Source organism: Achromobacter sp. NFACC18-2 (assembly GCF_900108985.1).
Classification (GTDB): Bacteria; Pseudomonadota; Gammaproteobacteria; order Burkholderiales; family Burkholderiaceae_B; genus Achromobacter.
The window spans coordinates 1-23,945 of sequence record NZ_FNYM01000031.1 but is presented as its reverse complement, the minus strand read 5'-3'; the positions used below and the strand labels follow the sequence as shown (position 1 = coordinate 23,945).

General features: G+C 63.2%; 18 protein-coding genes, 1 tRNA gene and 1 pseudogene. 4 read left to right on the top strand and 16 right to left on the bottom strand.

Annotation, left to right across the window (positions count from 1 at the left end; all coding sequences use genetic code 11):
• From BMW75_RS28870 to BMW75_RS28850, 5 genes are all read right to left on the bottom strand, one after another.
• Positions 1-727, bottom strand: a 727-nt coding sequence (locus BMW75_RS28870) for an elongation factor Tu (protein WP_139208493.1), incomplete at its 3' end; no start/stop codon positions are given.
• Between the two features lie 78 nt (positions 728-805).
• Entirely contained in the window at positions 806-2,908 is a 2,103-nt protein-coding gene (fusA, locus tag BMW75_RS28865) for an elongation factor G (RefSeq protein ID WP_092582890.1), read from the bottom strand.
• Positions 2,909-2,926: 18 nt separating this feature from the next.
• Positions 2,927-3,397 (bottom strand): 30S ribosomal protein S7, encoded by a 471-nt coding sequence (rpsG, locus tag BMW75_RS28860; protein WP_006216561.1) that lies wholly within the window; start codon positions 3,395-3,397, stop codon positions 2,927-2,929.
• A gap of 166 nt (positions 3,398-3,563) precedes the next feature.
• Positions 3,564-3,941: a 30S ribosomal protein S12 gene (rpsL, locus tag BMW75_RS28855; protein ID WP_005017264.1), complete on the bottom strand. Its 378-nt coding sequence runs from the start codon at positions 3,939-3,941 to the stop codon at positions 3,564-3,566.
• A gap of 534 nt (positions 3,942-4,475) precedes the next feature.
• Entirely contained in the window at positions 4,476-5,177 is a 702-nt protein-coding gene (locus tag BMW75_RS28850; RefSeq protein ID WP_092582892.1) for a response regulator transcription factor, read from the bottom strand.
• A gap of 257 nt (positions 5,178-5,434) precedes the next feature.
• On the opposite strand from BMW75_RS28850, the gene BMW75_RS28845 reads away from it, so the two are divergent.
• From BMW75_RS28845 to BMW75_RS28835, 3 genes are read left to right on the top strand one after another with little or no spacing between them, the layout of a single operon-like run.
• A complete protein-coding gene (locus tag BMW75_RS28845; RefSeq protein WP_092582889.1) occupies positions 5,435-6,151 on the top strand; it encodes a response regulator transcription factor in 717 nt (238 codons plus the stop codon).
• A 34-nt stretch (positions 6,152-6,185) separates the two neighbouring features.
• Positions 6,186-7,292 carry a FecR domain-containing protein gene (locus BMW75_RS28840; protein WP_092582888.1) on the top strand — a complete coding sequence of 369 codons (1,107 nt, stop codon included), beginning with the start codon at positions 6,186-6,188 and terminating at the stop codon, positions 7,290-7,292.
• 8 nt (positions 7,293-7,300) lie between these two features.
• Positions 7,301-9,604: a CHASE2 domain-containing protein gene (locus BMW75_RS28835; protein WP_092582887.1), complete on the top strand. Its 2,304-nt coding sequence runs from the start codon at positions 7,301-7,303 to the stop codon at positions 9,602-9,604.
• 24 nt (positions 9,605-9,628) lie between these two features.
• On the opposite strand, the gene BMW75_RS28830 is transcribed toward BMW75_RS28835, so the two are convergent.
• Positions 9,629-10,900, bottom strand: coding sequence for a serine/threonine-protein kinase (locus tag BMW75_RS28830; protein ID WP_092582891.1), 1,272 nt, complete (start codon positions 10,898-10,900; stop codon positions 9,629-9,631).
• Between the two features lie 155 nt (positions 10,901-11,055).
• On the opposite strand from BMW75_RS28830, the gene BMW75_RS28825 reads away from it, so the two are divergent.
• On the top strand, positions 11,056-11,451 hold the full coding sequence (locus BMW75_RS28825; RefSeq protein WP_076518319.1) for a TssQ family T6SS-associated lipoprotein: 396 nt from the start codon (positions 11,056-11,058) through the stop codon (positions 11,449-11,451).
• A 167-nt stretch (positions 11,452-11,618) separates the two neighbouring features.
• On the opposite strand, the gene rpoC is transcribed toward BMW75_RS28825, so the two are convergent.
• From rpoC to BMW75_RS28775, 10 genes and pseudogenes are all read right to left on the bottom strand, one after another.
• Positions 11,619-15,863 carry a DNA-directed RNA polymerase subunit beta' gene (gene rpoC, locus BMW75_RS28820; RefSeq protein WP_092582886.1) on the bottom strand — a complete coding sequence of 1,415 codons (4,245 nt, stop codon included), beginning with the start codon at positions 15,861-15,863 and terminating at the stop codon, positions 11,619-11,621.
• Entirely contained in the window at positions 15,863-19,975 is a 4,113-nt protein-coding gene (rpoB, locus tag BMW75_RS28815) for a DNA-directed RNA polymerase subunit beta (RefSeq protein WP_092582885.1), read from the bottom strand. Before rpoB ends, rpoC begins: the two co-directional genes overlap by 1 nt.
• 161 nt (positions 19,976-20,136) lie before the next feature.
• Complete coding sequence (gene rplL, locus BMW75_RS28810; protein ID WP_008157777.1) at positions 20,137-20,517, bottom strand: 50S ribosomal protein L7/L12; 381 nt, start codon at positions 20,515-20,517, stop codon at positions 20,137-20,139.
• 81 nt (positions 20,518-20,598) lie between these two features.
• Positions 20,599-21,123, bottom strand: coding sequence for a 50S ribosomal protein L10 (rplJ, locus tag BMW75_RS28805; RefSeq protein ID WP_092582884.1), 525 nt, complete (start codon positions 21,121-21,123; stop codon positions 20,599-20,601).
• 273 nt (positions 21,124-21,396) lie between these two features.
• Positions 21,397-22,098, bottom strand: coding sequence for a 50S ribosomal protein L1 (gene rplA / locus BMW75_RS28800; RefSeq protein ID WP_056320726.1), 702 nt, complete (start codon positions 22,096-22,098; stop codon positions 21,397-21,399).
• A gap of 2 nt (positions 22,099-22,100) precedes the next feature.
• A complete protein-coding gene (rplK, locus tag BMW75_RS28795) occupies positions 22,101-22,532 on the bottom strand; it encodes a 50S ribosomal protein L11 (RefSeq protein ID WP_043542688.1) in 432 nt (143 codons plus the stop codon).
• A gap of 63 nt (positions 22,533-22,595) precedes the next feature.
• Positions 22,596-23,129 (bottom strand): transcription termination/antitermination protein NusG, encoded by a 534-nt coding sequence (gene nusG / locus BMW75_RS28790; protein ID WP_006389586.1) that lies wholly within the window; start codon positions 23,127-23,129, stop codon positions 22,596-22,598.
• A gap of 9 nt (positions 23,130-23,138) precedes the next feature.
• Positions 23,139-23,519, bottom strand: a complete 381-nt coding sequence (gene secE, locus BMW75_RS28785) for a preprotein translocase subunit SecE (protein ID WP_056571941.1) — start codon at positions 23,517-23,519, stop codon at positions 23,139-23,141.
• A gap of 64 nt (positions 23,520-23,583) precedes the next feature.
• A tRNA-Trp gene (locus tag BMW75_RS28780) sits at positions 23,584-23,659 on the bottom strand.
• 191 nt (positions 23,660-23,850) lie between these two features.
• Positions 23,851-23,945 (bottom strand): annotated as a pseudogene (locus BMW75_RS28775) (elongation factor Tu); the annotation flags it as partial.

The window sequence follows — 23,945 nt, the reverse complement described above, 5'->3', positions numbered from 1 at the left end:
CGCCGACCTTGATGATGCCGCGTTCGATACGGCCGGTCACCACGGTGCCGCGACCCGAGATCGAGAACACGTCTTCAACCGGCATCAGGAACGCGCCGTCGATGGCACGCTCAGGCGTCGGGATGTACGAGTCCAGCGCGGCAGCCAGCGCCAGGATGGCCTGCTCGCCCAGTTCGCCCTTGTCGCCTTCCAGCGCCAGCTTGGCCGAACCCTTGACGATCGGGGTGTCGTCACCCGGGAAGTCGTACTTGGACAGCAGTTCGCGAACTTCCATTTCCACCAGCTCGAGCAGCTCGGCGTCGTCAACCATGTCAGCCTTGTTCAGGAAGACGATGATGTACGGCACGCCAACCTGGCGGCTCAGCAGGATGTGTTCACGCGTTTGCGGCATCGGGCCGTCAGCGGCCGACACGACCAGGATCGCGCCGTCCATCTGGGCTGCGCCCGTGATCATGTTCTTCACATAGTCAGCGTGGCCCGGGCAGTCAACGTGCGCGTAGTGGCGCGATTCCGTTTCGTACTCGACGTGGGCCGTGTTGATCGTGATGCCGCGGGCCTTTTCTTCAGGAGCTGCATCGATCTGGTCGTAGCCCTTGGCTTCGCCGCCGAACTTGGTCGACAGAACGGTCGTGATCGCCGCCGTCAACGTCGTTTTGCCGTGGTCAACGTGACCAATCGTACCCACGTTCACGTGCGGCTTGGTACGTTCAAACTTGCCTTTTGCCATGATCTCTATCCTTTAAACTTTCAAGGAAACTTGATTTCTGCCAGGGCCGCCCGAATGGGCGGACCCGGCAAGGGTTATTTACTTGGCCCGAGCGGCGATGACTTCGTCAGCGACGTTCTTGGGGGCCTCGGAGTAATGCTTGAATTCCATCGTGTACGTGGCACGACCTTGCGTCAGCGAACGCAGGTTCGTGGCGTAACCGAACATCTCGGCCAGGGGCACTTCAGCCTTGATGGTCTTGCCACCGCCGACCATGTCGTCCATGCCTTGGACCATGCCGCGACGCGAGGACAGATCGCCCATCACGGTGCCTGCGTAGTCTTCCGGCGTTTCGACTTCAACGGCCATCATCGGTTCCAGCAGCACGGGGCTAGCCTTGCGCATGCCTTCCTTGAACGCCATCGAGCCGGCCATCTTGAACGCGTTTTCGTTCGAGTCCACGTCGTGGTACGAACCGAAGAACAGCGTGACCTTGACGTCCACGACCGGGTAGCCGGCCAGGATGCCCGAAGGCAGCGTTTCCTGGATGCCCTTGTCCACCGCGGGGATGTATTCGCGAGGAACCACACCGCCCTTGATGGCGTCCACGAATTCGTAGCCACCGCCAGGAGCCAGGGGCTCGACCTTCAGCACCACGTGACCGTACTGGCCGCGACCGCCCGACTGCTTGACGAACTTGCCTTCGACTTCTTCGCACGTCTTGCGGATGGTTTCGCGGTAGGCCACTTGCGGCTTGCCGACGTTGGCTTCCACGCCGAATTCGCGCTTCATGCGGTCGACCAGAATTTCCAGGTGGAGCTCGCCCATGCCGGAAATGATGGTTTGGCCGGATTCTTCGTCGCTGCGCACGCGGAACGACGGATCTTCCTGAGCCAGACGCGACAGCGCCAGACCCATCTTTTCCTGGTCAGCCTTCGACTTGGGTTCGACGGCCTGCGAAATCACGGGCTCCGGGAAAATCATGCGTTCGAGCAGGATGTGGGAGTCGATGTCGCACAGCGTTTCGCCGGTGGTCACGTCCTTCAGGCCGACCACGGCGGCGATGTCGCCTGCCAACACTTCCTTGATTTCTTCGCGGTTGTTCGCATGCATCTGCAGAATGCGACCGATACGTTCCTTCTTGCCCTTGATGGGGTTGTAGACCGTATCGCCCGACTTCAGGACGCCCGAGTACACGCGCACGAAGGTCAATTGACCCACGAACGGATCGCTCATCAGCTTGAATGCCAGCGCCGAGAACTTCTCGTTGTCGTCGGCATTGCGCTTGACCGCGTTGCCATCGTCGTCCTGACCGTCGACCGGGGGGATGTCCACGGGCGAAGGCAGGTAGTCGATGACCGCGTCCAGCATGCGCTGCACGCCCTTGTTCTTGAAGGCGGTGCCGCACAGCATCGGCTGGATTTCGCCAGCGATGGTGCGTTGGCGGATGGCCAGGTTGATTTCGGCTTCTTCCAGCGAACCCGTTTCCAGGTACTTGTTCATCAGCTCTTCCGACGACTCGGCGGCGGCTTCAACCAGCTTTTCACGCCATTCGTTCGCCAGACCTTCCAGCTCGGCCGGAACGTCCTTGTAGTCGAACTTGGTGCCTTGGCTGGCCTCGTCCCAAATGATCGCCTTCATCTTGACCAGGTCGACCACGCCTTGGAACGTGTCTTCGGCGCCGATGGGAATGACGATCGGCACGGGATTGGCGCGCAGGCGGTTCTTCAGCTGGTCATAGACCTTGAAGAAGTTGGCGCCGGTGCGGTCCATCTTGTTGACGAAGGCCAGACGCGGCACGCCGTACTTGTTGGCTTGACGCCACACGGTTTCGGACTGGGGCTGCACACCGCCCACCGCGCAGTAGACCATGCAGGCACCGTCCAGGACGCGCATGGAACGTTCCACCTCGATGGTGAAGTCCACGTGTCCCGGGGTGTCGATGATGTTGATGCGGTGCTCGGGGTAGTTGCCGGCCATGCCACGCCAAAACGCCGTCGTAGCAGCCGACGTAATGGTGATGCCACGCTCTTGCTCTTGCTCCATCCAGTCCATGGTGGCTGCGCCATCATGCACTTCGCCAATCTTGTGATTGACGCCGGTGTAGAACAGGATACGTTCGGTCGTGGTGGTCTTCCCTGCATCGATGTGCGCAGAGATACCAATGTTGCGATAGCGCTCGATCGGGGTTTTGCGGGCCATGGTGGATTAATCCTTAAATTACCAGCGGAAATGGCTGAAGGCCTTGTTGGCCTCGGCCATCTTGTGCGTGTCTTCGCGCTTCTTCATCGCGGCGCCACGACCTTCGGAGGCGTCGATCAGTTCGCCAGCAAGGCGCAGATCCATCGACTTCTCGCCACGCTTCTTGGCGGCTTCACGGAGCCAACGCATAGCCAGGGCCAGGCGGCGCACGGGGCGCACTTCAACCGGCACTTGGTAGTTGGCACCGCCAACGCGGCGGCTCTTGACTTCGACGATCGGCTTGATGTTGTTGATCGCCAGGCTGAAAACCTCGATCGGCTCCTTGCCGGTCTTGGTTTGCACTTGCTCGAGGGCGCCGTAAACGATGCGCTCGGCGACGGCCTTCTTGCCGTCCAGCATGACGACGTTCATGAACTTGGCGAGTTCGACGCTGCCGAACTTGGGATCGGGCAGAATCTCGCGCTTGGGTACTTCGCGACGACGGGGCATTGTTGCTTCCTTGTGTCTGTTCAGTTGAACCGTGTTTCATTACACGGCCATGGCCGCCCATTGGGACGACCCCTTACGTGCCGCGCACCTTCCCATCATCTGGATGGCGCGGTCGCACTTCCCTGGTGACGGACTTCCGCCACGCCGGGGTACTACTGACTTGTTATTAAGCCTTCTTCGGGCGCTTGGCGCCGTACTTCGAACGGGCTTGCTTACGGTCCTTGACGCCTTGCAGGTCAAGGGAACCGCGCACGATGTGATAACGCACACCGGGCAAGTCCTTCACACGGCCGCCACGCACCAGAACCACCGAGTGCTCTTGCAGGTTGTGGCCTTCACCGCCGATGTACGAAATGACTTCGTAACCGTTGGTCAGACGCACTTTGGCAACCTTACGCAGAGCGGAGTTCGGCTTCTTGGGGGTGGTGGTGTACACGCGAGTGCACACGCCGCGGCGTTGCGGGCAGTTTTCGAGCGCGGGGCTCTTGCTTTTGATGATGCTGACTTCGCGCGGCTTGCGCACGAGTTGGCTAATGGTAGGCATGACCTTTGAAATCCCTTTTACGTACCACTGGTAAGTACTTACGTACTCGTCTCCTGGAGCGGACGCGCTTTTGGAGAAGGCAGTTCGCGCAAAACCGCCTCAAACGTTCAAATACGTAAAAGAGCGGGCTTGCCAACAAACCATGACAAACGCACAAAACCGGAAAGCAGCCAGATCGGACAGTTGCTACTGATGGGCCGAATAACAAAAGGCTCGTGACGCACCTTCGTTAAGGACCCTGAACTGCCTGCCTGAGCGTGCAGATTTTGCGCGCGAAATAAAGCAGTAAGCCCTTTAGCATAACTGAGATAAGGGACTACTGTCAAAATTTTTTGTAAGCACCACCAAGCGGCAAGTTCACGCCAGAAGACGGGAACTTGCACGGTGCTGGTGGAAATTGGGGCCACGTAGCGGACAGTTGCGGGGCGCGGCAATGCGGCGGCTGCAACGATTTGCGGTGGCGGGAACTGCTCCGCGGTGAATTCATGCGGTGAACCCGTCGCAGTGTACCGCGCGCGGCCTTGGGCAGTGCGTCTATCGGTCGGTAAACAGGTAGCCGCTGCCGTAGACCGTCCGGATCGGCAGGACCACGCCCGCCTGTTCCGCCTTGCGCCGCAACCGGCTGACAATGACGTCGATGCTGCGGGCGCTGCTCGCGCGCGCTCCGTCCCCCTCTACCTGCAGTTCACGGCCGAGCGCCTCGCGGCCCACTGCCTTGCCCGCCGCATCGAGCAAGGTGCGCACGATGAGGCGCTCGTTGGCCGACAGCGACAGGATGACCCCGGAGGGCGCGGCCAGGGTCCAGCCCTGGTCGCGCAATTCCCAGCGGCCGTTGCCCGTTCCTCCCATGTCGGCGGGATCCGCGGCGACCGGCAGGCGCCGGGACAGGGACAACAGGATACAAACCAGTTCGCGGGGGTCCTGGGGATCGGGCAGGCAGGCATCGGCGCCACTTTGCAGGCAGCGCAGCCGGTTGTCCACCGACATGCCCCGGCCGATGACGACGATTCCCAGCGGCGCGGAACCATGCAGGCGCGCCACGAGGGCGTAGCCGATTTCGCCCGACGCCCCCAGATCGAGCACCACTGCGTCGTAATGCGCGCTGTTGAGCAGGCTGAACAATTCCAGCGAAGTCGAGCAGCCGCGGGCCGATATGCCGGCCTGTAACAATGTGGACACGGCGGATCCGCGTACAGCGTCGTCCATGGACATCACAAGTATGCGCAATTGATTCATCTTCTTTCCCGTCTGCATTCCCTCCCCTTGCTCCGCCGGCTGTGATCGCGGCTGGTGGATACCTTTGAGACAGTGTGGCGCGCGGTAACGCAACAACTCCAGTCAAGATTCGTCAACTTTGCAATGTTTGACAGTTCTTGCCATAACGTTGCCGCCGAAGGGTTTTCCCGAGTTATCATTCGTTTACATAAATCCCCCCGTTTTGCTAGGTCGCCTCACGCGCGCCTGCGCAGCCAACTCTCGCGAGAACTCTTCTAATGAAAATCGCGTCGCTGGAAGACGACCTTGACCAGGCTCGGCGCATTCAGCAGGTCCTGTCCGCCGCTGGCTATGCTTGCACCAGCTACCACCAGAGCCGGGATCTGCTTGCGGCCCTGCGCACTGAAGTGTTTGACCTGGTGCTGCTGGACTGGCACCTGCCCGACATCGATGGCGACGACGTGGTCCGCTGGCTGCGCGCCCACATTGGCGCACGCATCCCCGTCATTTTCCTGACCAACCGGTCAAGCGAGGACGACCTGGTCGAGGGCCTGCGCGCGGGTGCGGACGACTACATCGTCAAACCGCTGCGCCCCCTGGAACTGCTGGCCCGCGTGGCGGCGCTGCTGCGCCGCAGCCAGATCTCGGAGCCCGTCGACGAAACCATCGAGGTTGCGCGATATCGCGTTGATCCGGCGGCGCGATCCATTTCGCTGGACGACGTGGCGATCCCGCTGGCCCCCAAAGAATTCGAACTGGCGCTGCTGTTCTTTCGCAACGTGGGCCGGCTGATGTCGCGCGACGTGCTTGCCGAATGCGTATGGAACCGCGAGATTCCCGCCACCTCGCGCACGCTGGACACCCACCTGTCGAACATCCGGCAGAAGCTTCAGCTCCGTCCCCAGCACGGTGTGCGACTGACGTCGTCCTATGCGCTTGGCTACCGGCTCGAACTGGTCGGTCCATCTGAAGACAGCCACGGCAGTTCGTCTTAGCCGCCTTGCCTGAATCCCTGGAGAATCGATTGCCATGAGCCGCTTCCGCGCGCTTTCTTTGCTTGTCCTGATTTCCTCGATCACGCTGGGCGCCCCCGCGCGCAGCCAACCCGCCGGCGCATTGGGGGAAGACTTCATCCATCGCGTCCGCCAAGGCGATACGCTGATCGAACTGGCCACGCAATACACGCGCAACCAGGCCAACTGGGGCCGACTGCAGACGATCAACAACGTCCTTACTCCGGAACGCCTGCCCATCGGACTGGAGCTGCATATCCCCTTGTCGATGATTCCGGTGCGCGACGCGCAGGCGCAGGTGGTCCACGTCAGCGGGCAGGCAAACCTGAATGGCAAGTCCCTGCAGCCCGGAACGCCCGTGCCCGAAGGCAGCACGCTGGAAACCGCGCCCAATGGCTTCGTCACGCTGCAGCTTGCCGACGGCTCCCGGCTCACGCTGCCCTCCAATGGGGCGGTCGAGCTCACGCGCCTGCGCCAGTTCGAAGGGACCGCGCTGACTGATTCGGTCATCAATGTGCGACGGGGAAGCGTGGAATCGAGCGTCGCGCCAGCCGGCCAGGGCGTGGGCCGATTCGAGATCCGCACACCCGTGGCGGTGACGGGCGTGCGCGGCACGCGCTTTCGCGTTCAGAGCGGCGCGCAGGGCGTTCATAGCGAAGTGCTGCAGGGCAGCGTGAGGCTGCAGGCCCACGCGCCGGGCGACGCGCCTGCCAAACCCGTCGCGGTGTCGCAGGGCTACGGCGCCGCGGTGGGAGCCGACGGCACCGTGTCCGGCGTGCGCCCGCTGCTGGCGGCGCCGCAACTGGGCGAGCCGGTCCGCTCGGGCGGCACCTGGTCGGTCCCATTTGCCCCCGTGGAAGGCGCGCTCAGCTATCTGGTGCGCGTCTCGCGCGACGCAGAAGGCACCTTGCCGGTGTCGTCCGCCAGCTTTCCCACCAACGACATCCGCTTTTCCGCCCCGGGTCCCGGCACGTTCTATGTATCGGTGCGCGCCGTCGACAACCTGGGCCTGCACGGCCAGGATTCGGTCCGCGCTTTCGAAGGGGCGAACATGCTGATGACATCGTACGGACTTGGCGTCAGCAGCGGCACAGGCGGACTCGTGACGCTCACCGCGTACTAAGGCGCGCCATGGCCGACGCCGCCGACTCGCACGATCGGCCCTCGCGATCGGGGCTGTGGCTGACGATGGCGCTGGCTGCGCTGGCGGCGTTTCTCGGTTCATTCAACGGACTTGGCCGGCTCGACCAGGTCTTCTATGACCGCGCGGTCATGATGACCGAGCGCGCCGCCGATCCGGACATCCTGGTGGTGGCGATCGACGACGCGAGCATCGAGGCGCTGGGGCGCTGGCCCTGGCGGCGCGCGGTCCACGCGGCGCTGCTCGACCGGCTGAAGGGTGCGCGCGCCGTGGGCCTGGACCTGATCTTTGCCGAGCCGGACACGGTGAATACCGGCGACGACGCGATACTTGCCGCCAGCATCCGGCGAAACAGCCATACCGTGCTGCCCGCGATCCTGGATCGCTTGAGAAATCCGAGCGCCATCGGCCTGCCCCTTCCAGAACTGGCGCAGGCCGCGGCATCCATCGGCTTCATCAATGCGGTGATCGACCCGGACGGCGTGGTGCGGGAAGCCGTGCTCACGACGCAGTTCGCCGGACACCGCTGGAACCATCTCGCCATCTCGATGCTGGAGGTCGGCGGCGAAGCCGAACACGCCCGGCGCCTGCTCACACGCGCCAATGCCGAGGGCCGTATCCTGATTCCGTATGCCGGCCCACCGACCCACATTCGGACGGTGTCCTACCTGTCCGTGCTGCGCGGCGACATTCCCCCGCAAGCCCTGCGCGGCAAATATGTGCTGGTGGGCGCCTGGGCAACCGGCCTGGGCGATGACTACCCGACCCCGGTGTCGCATGACGTCAGCGGGATCTCCGGCGTGGAGATCATCGCCAACATCCTGCAGGCGGCCCGCACCGACGTCGTCTATCAACGTCCGGCGGCCGGGTGGAATGCGTTATTCGCGCTGCTGCCGGTGCTGCTCGCGTGCCTGTCCCTGTGGCGCCTGGCGCCCAAGAAGGCGCTGCTCGTCAGCCTGGCGCTGCTGGCCGTCATCCCGCTGGCCTCCTGGCTGCTGCTGGCCCACGCGTTCCTGTGGTTCGCGCCGACGGCCGCGTTGGCCGGCGTGGCGCTGTGCTATCCGCTCTGGAGCTGGCGCAACCAGGAAGCCGCGCTGCGCTATATGGACAACGAGCTGCGGCGGCTGCAGCGCGAGTACCCGCCGATCCTGAACGAAGCCCGTGTCCCGCTCGCCAATCCGAATGCGTCACTGGAAAGCCGTGTCGGCGAACTGCGCCGCGCGCTCGCGCGCGTGCGCAACCTGCGGCGGTTCCTGGCCGACGGGCTGGACGGCATGCCGGATGCGACGTTGGTCTTCGACCAGGATGGCCGCATGCGATTCCGCAACCAGGCCGCCGTCCAGTTCTTCCAGCACCTGGGCATTCGCGCTCCCCGCATCGGCCGGCCGGCGGCGCACCTGCTGGAGCGCACCCTGGCCGACGAAGGCGCGCGAGCGCGCGTGGCCGAGGCCCTGAGCGGACGCCACGCGGCCGATCCGGGAACGCCCTGGAGCGCGGACCTGGAAGTGCGCGACCGCGCGGGACGCGACCTGATGTTGAAGTGCGCCCCCATCCACACGGCCGAAGGCCAGTTCGCGGGAACGGTGGCCACGCTGACCGACATCTCGCGCATCCGGCAGGCCGAGCGCCAGCGCGAAGAGACCTTGCGCTTCATCTCGCACGACATGCGCGCGCCGCAAAGCTCGATCCTGGCGCTGGTGGAGCTGTCCCAGGAGGCAGGAGCGCAAGCGCTTGGCAACGACACGCTGGACCGCATCGCAATGCTGGCCAACCGCACGCTGCGGCTGGTCGATGACTTCGTGCACCTGACGCGCGCCGAATCCATGACGATCAGCGCCATCGAACTGGACCTGGGCAGCCTGCTGCAGGACGCCGTCGACGATCTCTGGCCGTCCGCCAACAGGCGCGGCATTGCGCTGGAGGTCACGACTCCGCTGCCGGTCGCCTACACGCGCGGCGAACAGACATTGCTGATGCGCGCGCTCTGCAACCTGGTCGACAATGCCATCAAGTACAGCGCCTCCGGCACGCGCATCGAATGCGGCATCGACGAGCTGCCCGGCTTCTGGCGGGTGCGCATCCAGGATCAGGGACAAGGAATCGCGCCGCAGGATCTGACGCGGCTGTTCGAACCCTTCGCGCGCGTGGGGGTGGAAAACCGCGGCGATATCGGCGGGGCGGGTCTGGGGCTGGCGTTCGTGCGCACTGTCGCCGAGCGCCACGGCGGACGCATCGAAGTGCAGAGCGAGCCCGGCGTGGGCTCGCTGTTCATGCTGCACTTGCCGCAGGTGTAGTCCCGCTGCTTGCCGCCTGCGTCCCTATTCGAACGTATGCGAAATGACGGCCGGCTTGCCCGGCCTGACTTCCAGCGTCATGCGTTTGGGCGGAAGGTCGGCGTTGCGCACGACGACCTGGTACTTGCCAGGCACCAGCTTGAGTTCCTTGACCGGCGGACTGATGCCGCGCGCCACGCCGTTGATCCAGACTTCGCCCCAAGGACGGATGTCCAGGCGCACCGTGACCGGGACCGGCTTGGGCTTGGGCGCTTCGTCGACGGCCGCGGGCGCCGGGGTGGATTCCTGTGCCGCGGGCGGCGGCGCGGGCGTGGTCGTGACATCGGCCGGCGCCGCGGGATTCGCCGTCGACGGTGTGGCGGCGGAATTGGCTGCCGACTCCGGACCAGGCATCGCGCCGCTGCCAGGCTGGGGCGCGGGATCCGCGGGCTTCTGCACCACAGCGGGCGGCGGGGCCGGCGCCGCGGCTTGCGGCAAGGGATGCACCACCGGCGGATTCGGCTGCACGACTTCCGATCGGGTGATGAGGGCGTTGGGCGTTCCCAGGCCCCATTGAAACCACGCGTACACGCCCGCGCCAATGAGCGCGAGGATCAGCAGCAGCAACAGCAGCGGTCCGCGCCGACGGGCGGGCGGGCGGGGCTCCGGGATGCCGGGTGCGGGCGCGACCTTGGCCGACTCGTCCAGATCGTCCGTGTCCGCGACGGGTTCGTCATAGGCGGCCACGCCCAACAGGCTGGCCAGCTCGGCCAGGGTTTGGGGCCGCGCCTGCGGATCCATCGCCAGCCCCGCATCGATGACCTGGAGGAACGCTTTCCCGTACTTGGGCAGCTCCATCGAGGCCAGGGGCTCATACGCGTCGTGGGCGCGGCGCTCCGGCGCGGGCGGCGGCCGGGTCCCGGTCACGAGAGCGTGCGCCACCGCGCAAAGCGAATAGATGTCGGTCCAGGGGCCTCGCGGCCATTCCATGGAATCGGTATAGAGTTCGAACGGCGCAAAGCCGGCGGCCGGCGTCCTGCTCGCGCGCCGCGAGCGCGCCACCACCAGTTCGGGCAGCAGGTGCGCACGCGCCCCCTCGTCCATGCCCACGGTTTCCAGCGAAATATCGCCGCAGACTTCGCCCTGGGCGTGCAGGGCGACGAGGGACGGCAGCAGGTCGGAAAGGAGCCGCTTGATGCGCGATTCCGGGACGCCGCCCGCCGCGCTGGCGGAAATGGCGCTCAATGGGCGCAACGCCAACGGCGCGGCGCCGGAAAACGGGCCACGCGGCGTCAACAGGCCGGCGGGAGTAGACATCATCGAAGCTGCGCGGGCGCGCCAAAAACGGTTCAGGGGCTATTTAGGCGGAATATTATCCAATCCGCAGCATCAGGACATTGCCGAAGATGTCCGAGCGCATCAGGCTGTGGCACGATAGCGTACCGCGTCACCACCCTACATCTTTGGAAGCCATGAAAATTCGCATCCTGAGCAGTCTGCTTGGCGTATCGGCCCTCCTGGCCGGCTGCGCGGGCATCTCCGCATCACAACCCGAGAGCCCCCCCACGGCCGAAGCGCTGGCCGAGCTGCAACAGGTGCGCGACCAGTACGGTGCCGGCCGTTACGGCGAGGTGATCCGTGGTGTCGCCACCTCCGATACGCTGGCGGCCTCGTCCAAAGCGGTTCGCATCGAAGCCTACAAGCTTCAGGCTTTCAGCTATTGCGTCACCCGCTACACCCAGCTTTGCGAGGACAGCTTCTCCCGCATTCTTGCCCTGGATCCGACTTTTGAACTCGCCCCCAACGAGGCCGGTCATCCGGCTTGGGGCCCCGCCTTTCAGCGCGCACGCGCACAGCTTGTGAAGTAGTCCTGCCGTCCCCTGTCAGTCGCACGCTGCACGCAACACACAGCACGCCGCACACAGCACACAGCACCCAAAGCACAAAAAAGAAAGGCCGCTGATTTTCATCAGCGGCCTTTGATTTTCAGGCTGTCCCCCGCATCGATGCGGGGGAACCTGTCCGGGAATCCCGCTTATTCGGCGGAGTTCTCGGCGCCGGTGTCGGGCGCGGGCGTTTCCACATCCGAGCCCACCGTGACCGGCGCGTCCTCGAACGGGTTGGCCTGCTGGCGAGCGGCTTCGCGTTCCGCCGCCTCCAGCAGTTCCTTGTCGCGGCGAGCGTGGTGGTACGCCAGGCCGGTACCCGCCGGGATGAGGCGGCCGACGATGACGTTTTCCTTCAAGCCGCGCAGGTCGTCGCGCTTGCCCATGATGGCGGCTTCGGTCAGGACCCGGGTGGTTTCCTGGAACGAAGCGGCCGAGATGAACGAGTCGGTCGACAGCGAGGCCTTCGTGATACCCAGCAGCACGTTGTCGTACGTTGCCGGACGCAGGTCGGCAGCCGTGACGCGGTCGTTTTCGTTCAACAGCTCGGAGCGCTCGACCTGCTCGCCCGGGATGAACTCGGTGTCGCCCGCGTCGACGATGTTCACACGGCGCAGCATCTGACGAACAATCACTTCGATGTGCTTGTCGTTGATCTTCACGCCCTGCAGACGGTAGACGTCCTGCACTTCGTCGACGATGTACGTCGCCAGCTTCTCGATGCCTTGCAGGCGCAGGATGTCGTGGGGATCGGCCGGGCCGTCCACGATCATTTCGCCCTTGTTCACCACTTGGCCGTCGTGCACCAGAACCTGCTTTTCCTTCGGAATCAGGAACTCGTGGCTCACGCCTTCCAGGTCGGTGATGACCAGACGCTGCTTGCCCTTGGTGTCCTTGCCGAACGAGACCGTACCGGTAACGTCGGCGAGCATGCCGGCATCCTTCGGCGAACGGGCTTCGAACAGTTCGGCCACACGCGGCAGACCGCCGGTAATGTCGCGGGTCTTTTGCGATTCCTGCGGAATACGCGCCAGGACTTCACCCACGGCAACCTGCTGGCCGTCACGCACGGTGATCAGCGCGCCCACCGGGAACGAGATGTTCACCGAGTGATCGGTGCCGGCGATCTTGACGTCTTCGCCATTCTCGTTGACCAGCTTGATCTGCGGACGCATGACGATCTTGCCGCCACGGGTCTTGGGCGTGATGACGACGAGCGTCGACAGGCCGGTGACTTCGTCCACCTGCTTGGCAACGGTCACGCCTTCTTCGATGTTTTCGAAGCGGACGGCGCCACCGTATTCCGACACGATCGGACGGGTCAGCGGATCCCACGTCGCCAGGCGCGCGCCAGCCTTCACGGCTTCGCCATCGCCCACCAGCACGGTCGCGCCGTACGGGATCTTGTGGCGTTCGCGTTCGCGGCCGTTGTCGTCGAAGATCGCCAGTTCGCCCGAGCGCGAGATCGCGACACGTTCGCCCTTGGCGTTCGTGACGTAGCGCATCGTGCTGGCAAAGCCCACGGTACCGGTGGACTTCGTTTCCACCGCGCTGGCCAGGGCCGAACGCGACGCCGCGCCACCGATGTGGAACGTACGCATCGTGAGCTGCGTGCCCGGTTCACCGATGGACTGGGCAGCGATGACGCCGACTGCCTCGCCCTGGTTGACCGACGAACCGCGACCCAGGTCACGGCCATAGCAATGCGCGCACAGGCCGTGACGCGTTTCGCAGGTCAGCGGCGTGCGGACCTTGACTTCGTCCACGCCGATGCGGTCGATGGTGTCGACCAGGTCTTCGTCCAGCAAGGTGCCGGCGACGATGGCCGTTTCCTGCGTGTCCGGGTTGACGATGTCCACGGCAGCCACGCGGCCGAGGATACGGTCGCGCAGCGGTTCGATGACTTCACCGCCTTCGACCAGGGCTTTCATGTTGTAGCCCTGCGAGGTGCCGCAGTCGTCTTCGGTGATGACCAGATCCTGCGTCACGTCGACCAGACGGCGGGTCAGGTAACCCGAGTTCGCGGTCTTCAGTGCCGTATCGGCCAGACCCTTACGCGCACCGTGGGTGGAGATGAAGTACTGGAGTACGTTCAGGCCTTCACGGAAGTTCGCGGTAATGGGCGTTTCGATGATCGAGCCGTCCGGCTTGGCCATCAGGCCGCGCATGCCGGCGAGCTGGCGGATCTGGGCGGCCGAACCGCGGGCGCCCGAGTCAGCCATCATGTAGATGGAGTTGAACGATTCCTGGCGCACTTCCTCGCCGTGACGGTTGATCACGGGTTCGGTCGCGAGCTGTTCCATCATCGCCTTGCCGACCTTGTCGCCAGCCTTGCCCCAGATGTCCACAACGTTGTTGTAGCGCTCTTGGGACGTGACCAGACCCGACGAGTACTGCTTGTCGATTTCCTTCACTTCGCGGCTGGCTTCGGCCAGGATGCCTTCCTTGGCGGTCGGGATCAGCATGTCGCCCATGGCGATCGAGATACCGCCGCGCGTGGCCAGGCGGAAGCCCGACTGCATCAGCTTGTCAGCGAAGATCACGGTGTCGCGCAGGCCGCAGCGGCGGAACGACTGGTTGATCAGGCGCGAGATTTCCTTCTTCTTCAGCGCCTTGTTCAGGACGGTGAAGGGCAGGCCCTTGGGCAGGATCTCGGACAGCAGCGCACGGCCGACCGTCGTCTCGTGACGGCGGATGACCGGCTGCCATTCGCCATTCTCGTCGCGCTCGTGTTCCTTCAGGCGCACGGTGACGCGGCTTTGCAGCTCGACTTCGCCGTTGTCATAGGCGCGCTGGACTTCGGCGACGTCCGTGAAGAAGATGCCTTCGCCACGGCCGTTGATGCGCTCGCGGGTCGTGTAGTACAGACCCAGCACGATGTCCTGCGACGGCACGATCGACGGTTCGCCGTTGGCCGGGAACAGCACGTTGTTCGACGCCAGCATCAGCGTGCGCGCTTCGAGCTGGGCTTCCAGCGACAGCGGCACGTGAACAGCCATCTGGTCACCGTCGAAGTCGGCGTTGAACGCCGCGCAAACCAGCGGGTGCAGCTGGATGGCCTTGCCTTCGATCAGCACCGGCTCGAACGCCTGGATGCCCAGACGGTGCAGCGTGGGCGCACGGTTCAGCATGACCGGGTGTTCGCGGATGACTTCTTCCAGGATGTCCCAGACCACCGGTTCCTGGCTTTCGACCAGCTTCTTGGCAGCCTTGATGGTCGTGGCCAGGCCCATCATCTCCAGACGATTGAAGATGAACGGCTTGAACAGTTCCAGGGCCATCAGCTTGGGCAGGCCGCACTGATGCAGCTTGAGCTGCGGGCCCACCACGATGACCGAACGGCCCGAGTAGTCGACGCGCTTGCCCAGCAGGTTCTGACGGAAACGACCGCTCTTGCCCTTGATCATGTCGGCCAGCGACTTGAGCTGGCGCTTGTTGGCGCCCGTCATGGCCTTGCCACGGCGGCCGTTGTCCAGCAGCGAGTCGACAGCTTCCTGCAGCATGCGCTTTTCGTTGCGCAGGATGATTTCAGGCGCCTTGAGCTCCAGCAGGCGCTTCAGGCGGTTGTTGCGGTTGATGACGCGGCGGTACAGGTCGTTCAGGTCGGAGGTCGCGAAGCGGCCGCCGTCCAGCGGCACCAGCGGACGCAGGTCCGGCGGCAGCACGGGCAGCACTTCCATGACCATCCACTCGGCCTTGATGCCGGACTTCTGGAAGCCTTCCAGCACCTTCAGGCGCTTGGAGATCTTCTTGATCTTGGCTTCCGAGCTGGTGGCCTTCAGCTCGCCGCGCAGCGTTTCCACTTCGCGATCGATGTCGATGGTGCGCAGCAGTTCGCGCACGGCCTCCGCACCCATCAGGGCACGGAAGTCGTCGCCGTACTCTTCGGTCTTGGCGAGGAAATCGTCATCCGACATGATCTGGCCGCGCTTGAGCGGCGTCATGCCGGGCTCGATCACGCACCAGGCTTCGAAGTACAGAACGCGTTCGATGTCGCGCAGGGTCATGTCGAGCACCATGCCCAGACGCGACGGCAGGCTCTTCAGGAACCAGATGTGCGCGACGGGGCTGGCCAGCTCGATGTGGCCCATGCGTTCACGGCGAACCTTGGCGACGGTGACTTCCACGCCGCACTTTTCGCAGATCACGCCACGGTGCTTCAGGCGCTTGTACTTGCCGCACAGGCACTCGTAGTCTTTGATCGGGCCAAAGATCTTGGAGCAGAACAGGCCGTCGCGCTCGGGCTTGAACGTGCGGTAGTTGATGGTCTCGGGCTTGCGGACTTCGCCGTAGGACCACGAACGGATCTTCTCGGGCGAGGCGATGCCGATCTTGATGGCATCGAACTGCTCGTCTTGCGAGACTTGCTTAAAGAGGTCGAGTAGCGCTTTCATTAGTTACGCTCCAAATCCATGTCCAGGGCCAACGAGCGGATTTCCTTGACCAGAACGTTGAACGATTCCGGCATGCCGGCATCGATCACGTGGTCGCCCTTGACGATGTTCTCGTAAACCTTGGTACGACCGTTGATGTCGTCCGACTTCACCGTCAGCATTTCCTGCAGGGTGTAGGCGGCGCCGTATGCTTCCAGCGCCCACACTTCCATTTCCCCGAAACGCTGGCCGCCGAACTGCGCCTTGCCGCCCAGCGGCTGCTGGGTCACGAGCGAGTACGGGCCAGTGGAACGAGCGTGCATCTTGTCGTCGACCAAGTGGTGCAGCTTCAGGTAGTGCATGTAGCCGACGGTCACGGGGCGCTCGAATTGCTCGCCCGTGCGGCCGTCGAACAGCCATGCCTGCGTACGCGAAGGCGTGAGCGCCATGCGCTCGGCGACGTCGTCCGGATAGGCCAGTTCCAGCATCTTGGTGATTTCCTCTTCGGTCGCACCGTCGAAGACGGGCGTCGCGAACGGCACGCCGTTCTTGAGGTTCTGGGCCATTTCCATGACTTCGTCGTCGGTCAGCTCGTCGATGCGTGCGCCGGAGCCGGTCGTGTTGTAGACCTTGTCCAGATACGCGCGGACGTTCTTGACCTGCGCCGTGCGCTCGTCGCGCAGCATGTCGGCGATGCGATGGCCGACGCCCTTGGCAGCCCAGCCCAAGTGAACTTCCAGCACCTGGCCGACGTTCATCCGCGAGGGCACGCCCAGCGGGTTCAGAACGATGTCGGCCGGCGTGCCATCAGCCATGTGCGGCATGTCTTCCACCGGCGTGATGCGCGAGACCACGCCCTTGTTGCCGTGACGGCCCGCCATCTTGTCGCCAGGCTGCAGACGACGCTTCACGGCCAGGTAGACCTTGATCATCTTCAGCACGCCCGGGGGCAGCTCGTCGCCCTGCGTCAGCTTCTTGCGCTTCTCTTCGAAGGCCAGGTCGAACTGGTGACGCTTCTGCTCGAGCGATTCCTTGGCCTGCTCCAGCACGACGGCGTGCGGCTCATCGGCCAGGCGGATGTCGAACCACTGCCAGCGATCCAGGTCGGCCAGGTAGGCCTTGGTGATCGTCGCGCCCTTGGCCAGCTTGCGCGGGCCGCCGTTGACGGTCTTGTTGATCAGCATCTTCTCGATACGATCGAACTGGTCGTTTTCAACGATGCGCAGCTGGTCGTTCAGGTCTTGGCGATAGCGGCGCAGTTCATCGTCGATGATGGACTGGGCGCGCTTGTCGCGCACGATGCCTTCACGCGTGAACACCTGCACGTCGATCACGGTGCCGGTCATGCCCGAGGGCACGCGCAGCGAGGTGTCCTTAACGTCGGACGCCTTTTCACCGAAGATGGCGCGCAGCAGCTTTTCTTCCGGCGTCAGCTGGGTCTCGCCCTTGGGCGTGACCTTGCCGACCAGCACGTCGTCGGCGCTGACTTCGGCGCCGATGTAGGTGATGCCGGAATCGTCCAGGCGGTTCAACTGCGTTTCAGCCAGGTTGCTGATGTCGCGGGTGATTTCTTCCGGACCGAGCTTCGTGTCACGGGCGACAACCGTCAGTTCCTCGATGTGGACCGAGGTGTAGCGGTCATCGGCCACGACCTTTTCGGAGATCAGGATCGAGTCTTCGAAGTTGTAGCCGTTCCAGGGCATGAACGCGATCAGCATGTTCTGACCCAGGGCGAGTTCGCCCAGGTCGGTCGATGCGCCGTCAGCCAGCACGTCGCCCTTGGCGACGCGGTCGCCACGCTTGACGATCGGACGCTGGTTGATGTTCGTGTTCTGGTTGGAACGGGTGTACTTGATCAGGTTGTAGATGTCGACGCCCACTTCGCCGGCGACGTTTTCTTCGTCGTTCACGCGAATCACGACGCGCTCGGCGTCGACGTGGTCGACCAGGCCGCCACGCAGCGCCTGCACGGTGGTGCCCGAGTCAACGGCCACGGTGCGTTCGATACCCGTACCCACGACCGGCTTTTCCGGACGCAGGCAAGGCACGGCCTGACGTTGCATGTTGGCGCCCATCAGTGCGCGGTTCGCGTCGTCGTGCTCCAGGAACGGAATCAGCGAGGCAGCCACCGACACGATCTGCGACGGGGCAACGTCCATGTAGTGCACGTTGGCCGGCGCGGTCAGCATCGTTTCGCCCGCTTCACGGCAGGCCACCAGGTCGTCGACGAAACGGCCTTCTTCGTCCAGCGCGGCGTTAGCCTGCGCGATGACGTAGTGGCTTTCTTCGATGGCCGACAAGTAATCGATCTGCTCGCTGACGCGGCCATCGATAATCTTGCGATACGGCGTTTCCAGGAAGCCGTACTCGTTCAGACGAGCGTACAGCGCCATGGAGTTGATCAGGCCGATGTTCGGGCCTTCCGGCGTTTCGATCGGGCAGACGCGGCCATAGTGGGTCGGGTGCACGTCGCGGACTTCGAAGCCGGCGCGCTCGCGGGTCAGACCGCCCGGGCCCAGTGCGGAAACACGACGCTTGTGCGTGATTTCCGACAGCGGGTTGGTTTGGTCCATGAACTGCGACAGCTGGCTCGAACCGAAGAACTCCTTGATGGCGGCCGAGATCGGCTTGGAGTTGATCAGGTCGTGCGGCATCAGGTTTTCCGTCTCGGCCTGCCCCAGACGTTCCTTGACGGCGCGCTCGACACGCACGAGACCGGCGCGGAACTGGTTTTCGGCCAGTTCGCCCACGCAACGCACGCGGCGGTTGCCCAAGTGATCGATGTCATCGATCTGGCCACGGCCGTTACGCAGCTCGACCAGCACCTTGATGGTTTCAAGGATGTCTTCGTTGGTGAGCGTCATCGGGCCGGTGATGTCCTCACCACGGCCCAGGCGGCTGTTGACCTTCATGCGGCCAACGCGCGACAGGTCGTACGTTTCTTCGCTGTAGAACAGGCGCTGGAACAGCGCTTCCACCGCTTCTTCGGTGGGCGGTTCGCCAGGACGCATCATGCGATAGATGGCGACGCGCGCGGCCATCTGGTCGGCGGTTTCGTCGGTGCGCAGCGTTTGCGAAATGTACGGGCCGCGATCCAGGTCGTTGGTGTACAGCGCCTGGAATTCGTGCACGTTCGCGGCGCGCAGGGCGCCGAGCACGCTTTCCGTGATCTCGTCGTTGGCGTTGGCGATGACTTCGCCGGTGTCTTCGTCAACGATGTTCTTGGCCAGCACGCGGCCGTACAGGAAGTCTTCCGGCACGGAGATGCGCTGGATGCCGCCGGCAGCCAGGTCGCGCAGATGCTTGGCGTTGATGCGCTTGTCTTTTTCGACGATCACCTTGCCCGAACGGTCGGCGATATCGAAGCGGGCCATTTCGCCCTTCCAGCGCTCAGGCACGAATTCCATCATCGCGCCTTCGCTCTTCAGTTCGAAGTTGTCGAAGTCGAAGAAGTTGGCCAGGATGGATTCCGGCGTCATGCCGATGGCCTTGCACAGGATCGTGACAGGCATCTTGCGACGGCGGTCGACGCGGAAGAACAGGACGTCCTTCGGGTCGAATTCGAAGTCCAGCCACGAGCCGCGGTAAGGAATCACGCGGGCCGAGAACAGGAGCTTGCCGGAGCTGTGCGTTTTGCCGCGGTCATGTTCAAAGAACACGCCGGGCGAACGGTGCAGCTGCGACACGATGACACGTTCGGTGCCGTTGATGACGAAGGAACCCGTGCCCGTCATGAGCGGAATTTCGCCCATGTAGACTTCCTGTTCCTTCACTTCCTTCACGGTGGGCTTGCTGACTTCGCGGTCAAGCAGCACCAGGCGGACCTTGGCTCGCAGGGGCGAGGCATAGGTCAGGCCACGTTGCTGACATTCCTTGACATCGAACACCGGTTCGCCGAGCACGTAGCTCACGAACTCCAAGCGCGCCATACCGTTGTGACTAACGATCGGGAAAATCGACGAGAACGCCGCCTGCAAACCGTCGGCTACGCGTTCGGACGGGGCGGTATCCGCCTGCAGGAAAGTTAGGTAGGATTGAAGCTGAGTCGCCAAAAGGAAGGGAACGTTTTGAACGTCTTCACGCTTGGCGAAGCTTTTGCGGATGCGCTTTTTTTCGGTGTACGAGTAAGGCATGAGCACTCCGACTCGAGGTTGCATGGGCCGTCAACCACGGCCCCAGGTGATACGACTCCAGGAAACCCCTCTGAATGGGCATGCCCCCAGTAGGGGTTTCCTGGAAACGCAAAAGCCCGGGGACTGCAAACTGTGCTGTCCCCGGGCAGTTGACGCAGGTCTTACTTGACTTCGACCTTGGCGCCAGCTTCTTCCAGCTTCTTCTTGGCGGCTTCGGCGTCAGCCTTGGCCACAGCTTCCTTGACGGGCTTCGGAGCGCCGTCGACCAGGTCCTTGGCTTCCTTCAGACCCAGACCGGTCAGCTCGCGCACGGCCTTGATGACGCTGACCTTGTTCGCGCCGGCTTCTTGCAGGACGACGGTGAACTCGGTTTGCTCTTCAGCAGCGGCGGCAGCGCCACCAGCGGCGGGAGCAGCGACAGCGACGGCAGCGGCAGCAGCCGACACGCCGAACTTCTCTTCCATTTCCTTGATCAGCTCGGACAGCTCGAGCACGGTCATGCCAGCGATGGCGTCAAGGATTTCAGCTTTGTTAAGTGCCATTTTTCAGAACTCCAAATATTTTGGTAATGCCAGGGTTTGGGTGTCGCTTCGTCGTTCAGCGAATTCCGGACAGCAGGGCGATCAGGCCGCTGCCTTCTGGTCGCGCACGGCAGCGAGGCCACGGGCGAACTTGGTCGGAACTTCGTTGAGCGTACGCACGAATTGCGCGATGGGGGCTTGCATGGTGCCAAGCAGCTTCGACAGCAACTCTTCGCGCGAGGGCATGGTGGCCAGAGCCTTCACACCTTCTTGGTTCAGCAAGTTGTTGGGCAGAGCGCCCGCCTTGATGACCAGCTTGTCGTTGCTTTTCGCGAAGCCAGCGATGACCTTGGCCGCCGAAACCGGATCAGTGCTGATGCCATAGATCAGCGGACCGGTCAGTTGCTCAGCCAACGGCTCGAAAGCCGTGCCGGCAACAGCACGACGGGCCAGCGAGTTCTTCAGAACACGCAGATACACGCCCGATTCACGCGCAGTTTTGCGCAGTACGGTGACAGAGGCGACGTCCAGACCACGGTACTCAGCGATAACAATCGATTGGGCCTTGGCGACTTCCGCCGAGACTTCCTCGATTACCACCGCTTTCTCTTGACGATTGAGACTCACGGTTTGAACACTCCATCAAAAGACGCCTGGGGCCGGAGCCTTGCGCGTCAACCGAATGCGGCGCCTGGACGAGTTCTTCGGGTAAAGAAATCTTCCTGGGGACGCCGTCTACGCTGGATCCGGACTAGGTGAGCTCCGGGATTAAGCGGGGCAGCGGCGATGCTGCTTTCCTTGCGGAAGGTAGATCCCTTCCACTGCCCTGCTCCAGCGGTCTTTGACAGCAACATCCGGAGGTTTCCGGATGCAGCCCAAAGTACGTTTACTGCTGTTGGCTTAGTTGGAAGCCGACAGCGAGGCAATTTCCACGCGCGCACCGCCGCCCATCGTGGACGAAACGGCGAGCTTGCGCAGGTAGATGCCCTTGGCGGCGGCGGGACGAGCCTTTTGCAGGGCGTCGACCAGCGCGGCCAGGTTGGTTTGCAGCTGTTCCACGCCGAACGACGCACGGCCGATCGTTGCGTGGATGATGCCGGCCTTGTCGGTACGGTACTGAACCTGACCGGCCTTGGCGTTCTTGACGGCGGTGGCGACGTCGGGCGTCACGGTGCCGACCTTGGGGTTCGGCATCAGGCCGCGCGGGCCCAGGATCTGACCCAGGGCGCCGACGACACGCATCGTGTCGGGCGAGGCGATGACGACGTCAAAGTCCATCTGACCGGCCTTGATGCTGTCGGCCAGATCGTCCAGACCGACGATGTCGGCGCCGGCGGCCTTGGCGGCTTCAGCCTTGTCGCCTTGGGCGAACACGGCCACGCGGACCGACTTGCCGGTGCCGGCGGGCAGCACGACCGAACCGCGAACCAGTTGGTCCGACTTCTTCGGGTCGATGCCGAGTTGCACGGCCACGTCAATGGATTCATTGAACTTGGCGACGGCGGTTTCCTTGACCAGGGTCAGGGCTTCAGCGACCGGGTACAGCTTGGTGCGGTCGATCTTTTGCGCAATAGCGGCGGCGCGCTTGGACAACTTAGCCATGATTAGATCCCCTCAACCGTGATGCCCATGCTGCGGGCGCTACCAGCGATCGTGCGCACTGCAGCTTCCAGATCGGCGGCGGTCAGGTCGGGACCCTTGGCCTTGGCGATTTCTTCAGCTTGAGCGCGGGTCAGCGTGCCGACCTTGTCGGTATGCGGCTTGGCCGAACCCTTTTGCACGCCAGCGGCCTTCTTGATGAGGACCGTCGCGGGCGGGGTCTTCATGATGAAGGTGAAGCTCTTGTCCGCGAAGGCAGTGATCACCACCGGAATCGGCAGACCAGGCTCCATGCCTTGGGTCTTGGCGTTGAACGCCTTGCAGAATTCCATGATGTTCAGGCCGCGCTGACCCAGGGCCGGGCCAATCGGGGGGGAGGGGTTAGCCTTACCAGCCGGTACTTGCAGCTTGATAAAGCCGACGATCTTCTTCGCCATGCTTTGCTCCTTGCGGGTGATATCGCCCTGGCCAATGCGGACAGGGCTCCCCGGGGGTTAAATTCAGGTCTTTTCGACCTGGCTGAAATCGAGCTCGACGGGCGTGGCGCGACCAAAAATGGTGACGGACACACGCACCTTGCTCTTTTCGTAGTTGACTTCTTCGACGTTGCCGTTGAAGTCCGCAAACGGACCTTCCTTGACCCGAACCATCTCGCCCACTTCGAACAGGATCTTGGGGCGGGGTTTCTCGACACCCTCTTCCATCTGGGAGAGGATCTTCTCGACTTCCTTTTCGGAAATCGGGGTCGGACGGTTGCCCGAGCCACCCAAAAAGCCGGTGACGCGGTTGGTGTTCTTGACCAGGTGCCACGTTTCGTCGGTCAGGTCCATTTCAACCAGGACATAACCGGGGAAAATGCGGCGCTCGGTGATCGATTTCTGACCACCCTTGACCTCGACGACTTCCTCGGAGGGCACAAGGATGCGACCAAAAGACGTCTGCAGGCCCGCGCGCTCGATGCGCTCGTTCAGGGCCTTGTGGACGCTTTTTTCCATGCCGGAGTACACATGGACGACATACCAACGCTTACTCATTCGCCGTCCTTATTTCCAGCCCAACAACAGGCCGTAGAGAATCCATTCGATGCCCTTGTCGAGCACCCACATGAAAATGCCCATGACCGCCACGAATGCAAAAACGATACCCGTCATCTGGGTCGTTTCCTTGCGGGTGGGCCACGCGACACGCTTGACTTCGTTGTAGGACTCGCTGGCAAAGCTAAGGGTGCGGCGGCCGGGTTCGCTGAACCAGGCGATCGCGGCTGCGATCACGAGGCCACCGACGAACACACCGATACGGGCGGCCATCGGCTGTGCGCTGAGCACGGAAAACCCGACGATGCCAGCAATAACGACGAGAACCGCCAGTCCGAGCTTGACCCGGTCGGCGGTACTGGTTACGGTTTCTACGCTGGTATTAGACATATTGCGACGCGAGCCGCCGTGAATGCGTAACTCGCGATGATCTCCCGCGGGTTTATCCTGGCGGTGGCAGGGGCAGTAGGAATCGAACCTACAACCTTCGGTTTTGGAGACCGACGCTCTGCCAATTGAGCTATGCCCCTAAACACTTCAACACTACACCTTGCTGCACAGTCGCTAGCACAACTGCTAGGCTCTTACATCGACTTGCGCTTTGGCATTGCTTTGCACTTTGTTCCGCCTGCGTTGGCTTGCGGAACCATACATAGTACTACTTTTACAGCAAAGATGGATAGAGGGGCATGAATGCCCACCCTACCCATCCGGGTATTGCTTACTTCAGGATCTTGGCGACGACGCCGGCGCCGACGGTACGACCGCCTTCACGGATGGCGAAACGCAGACCTTCTTCCATGGCGATCGGGGCCA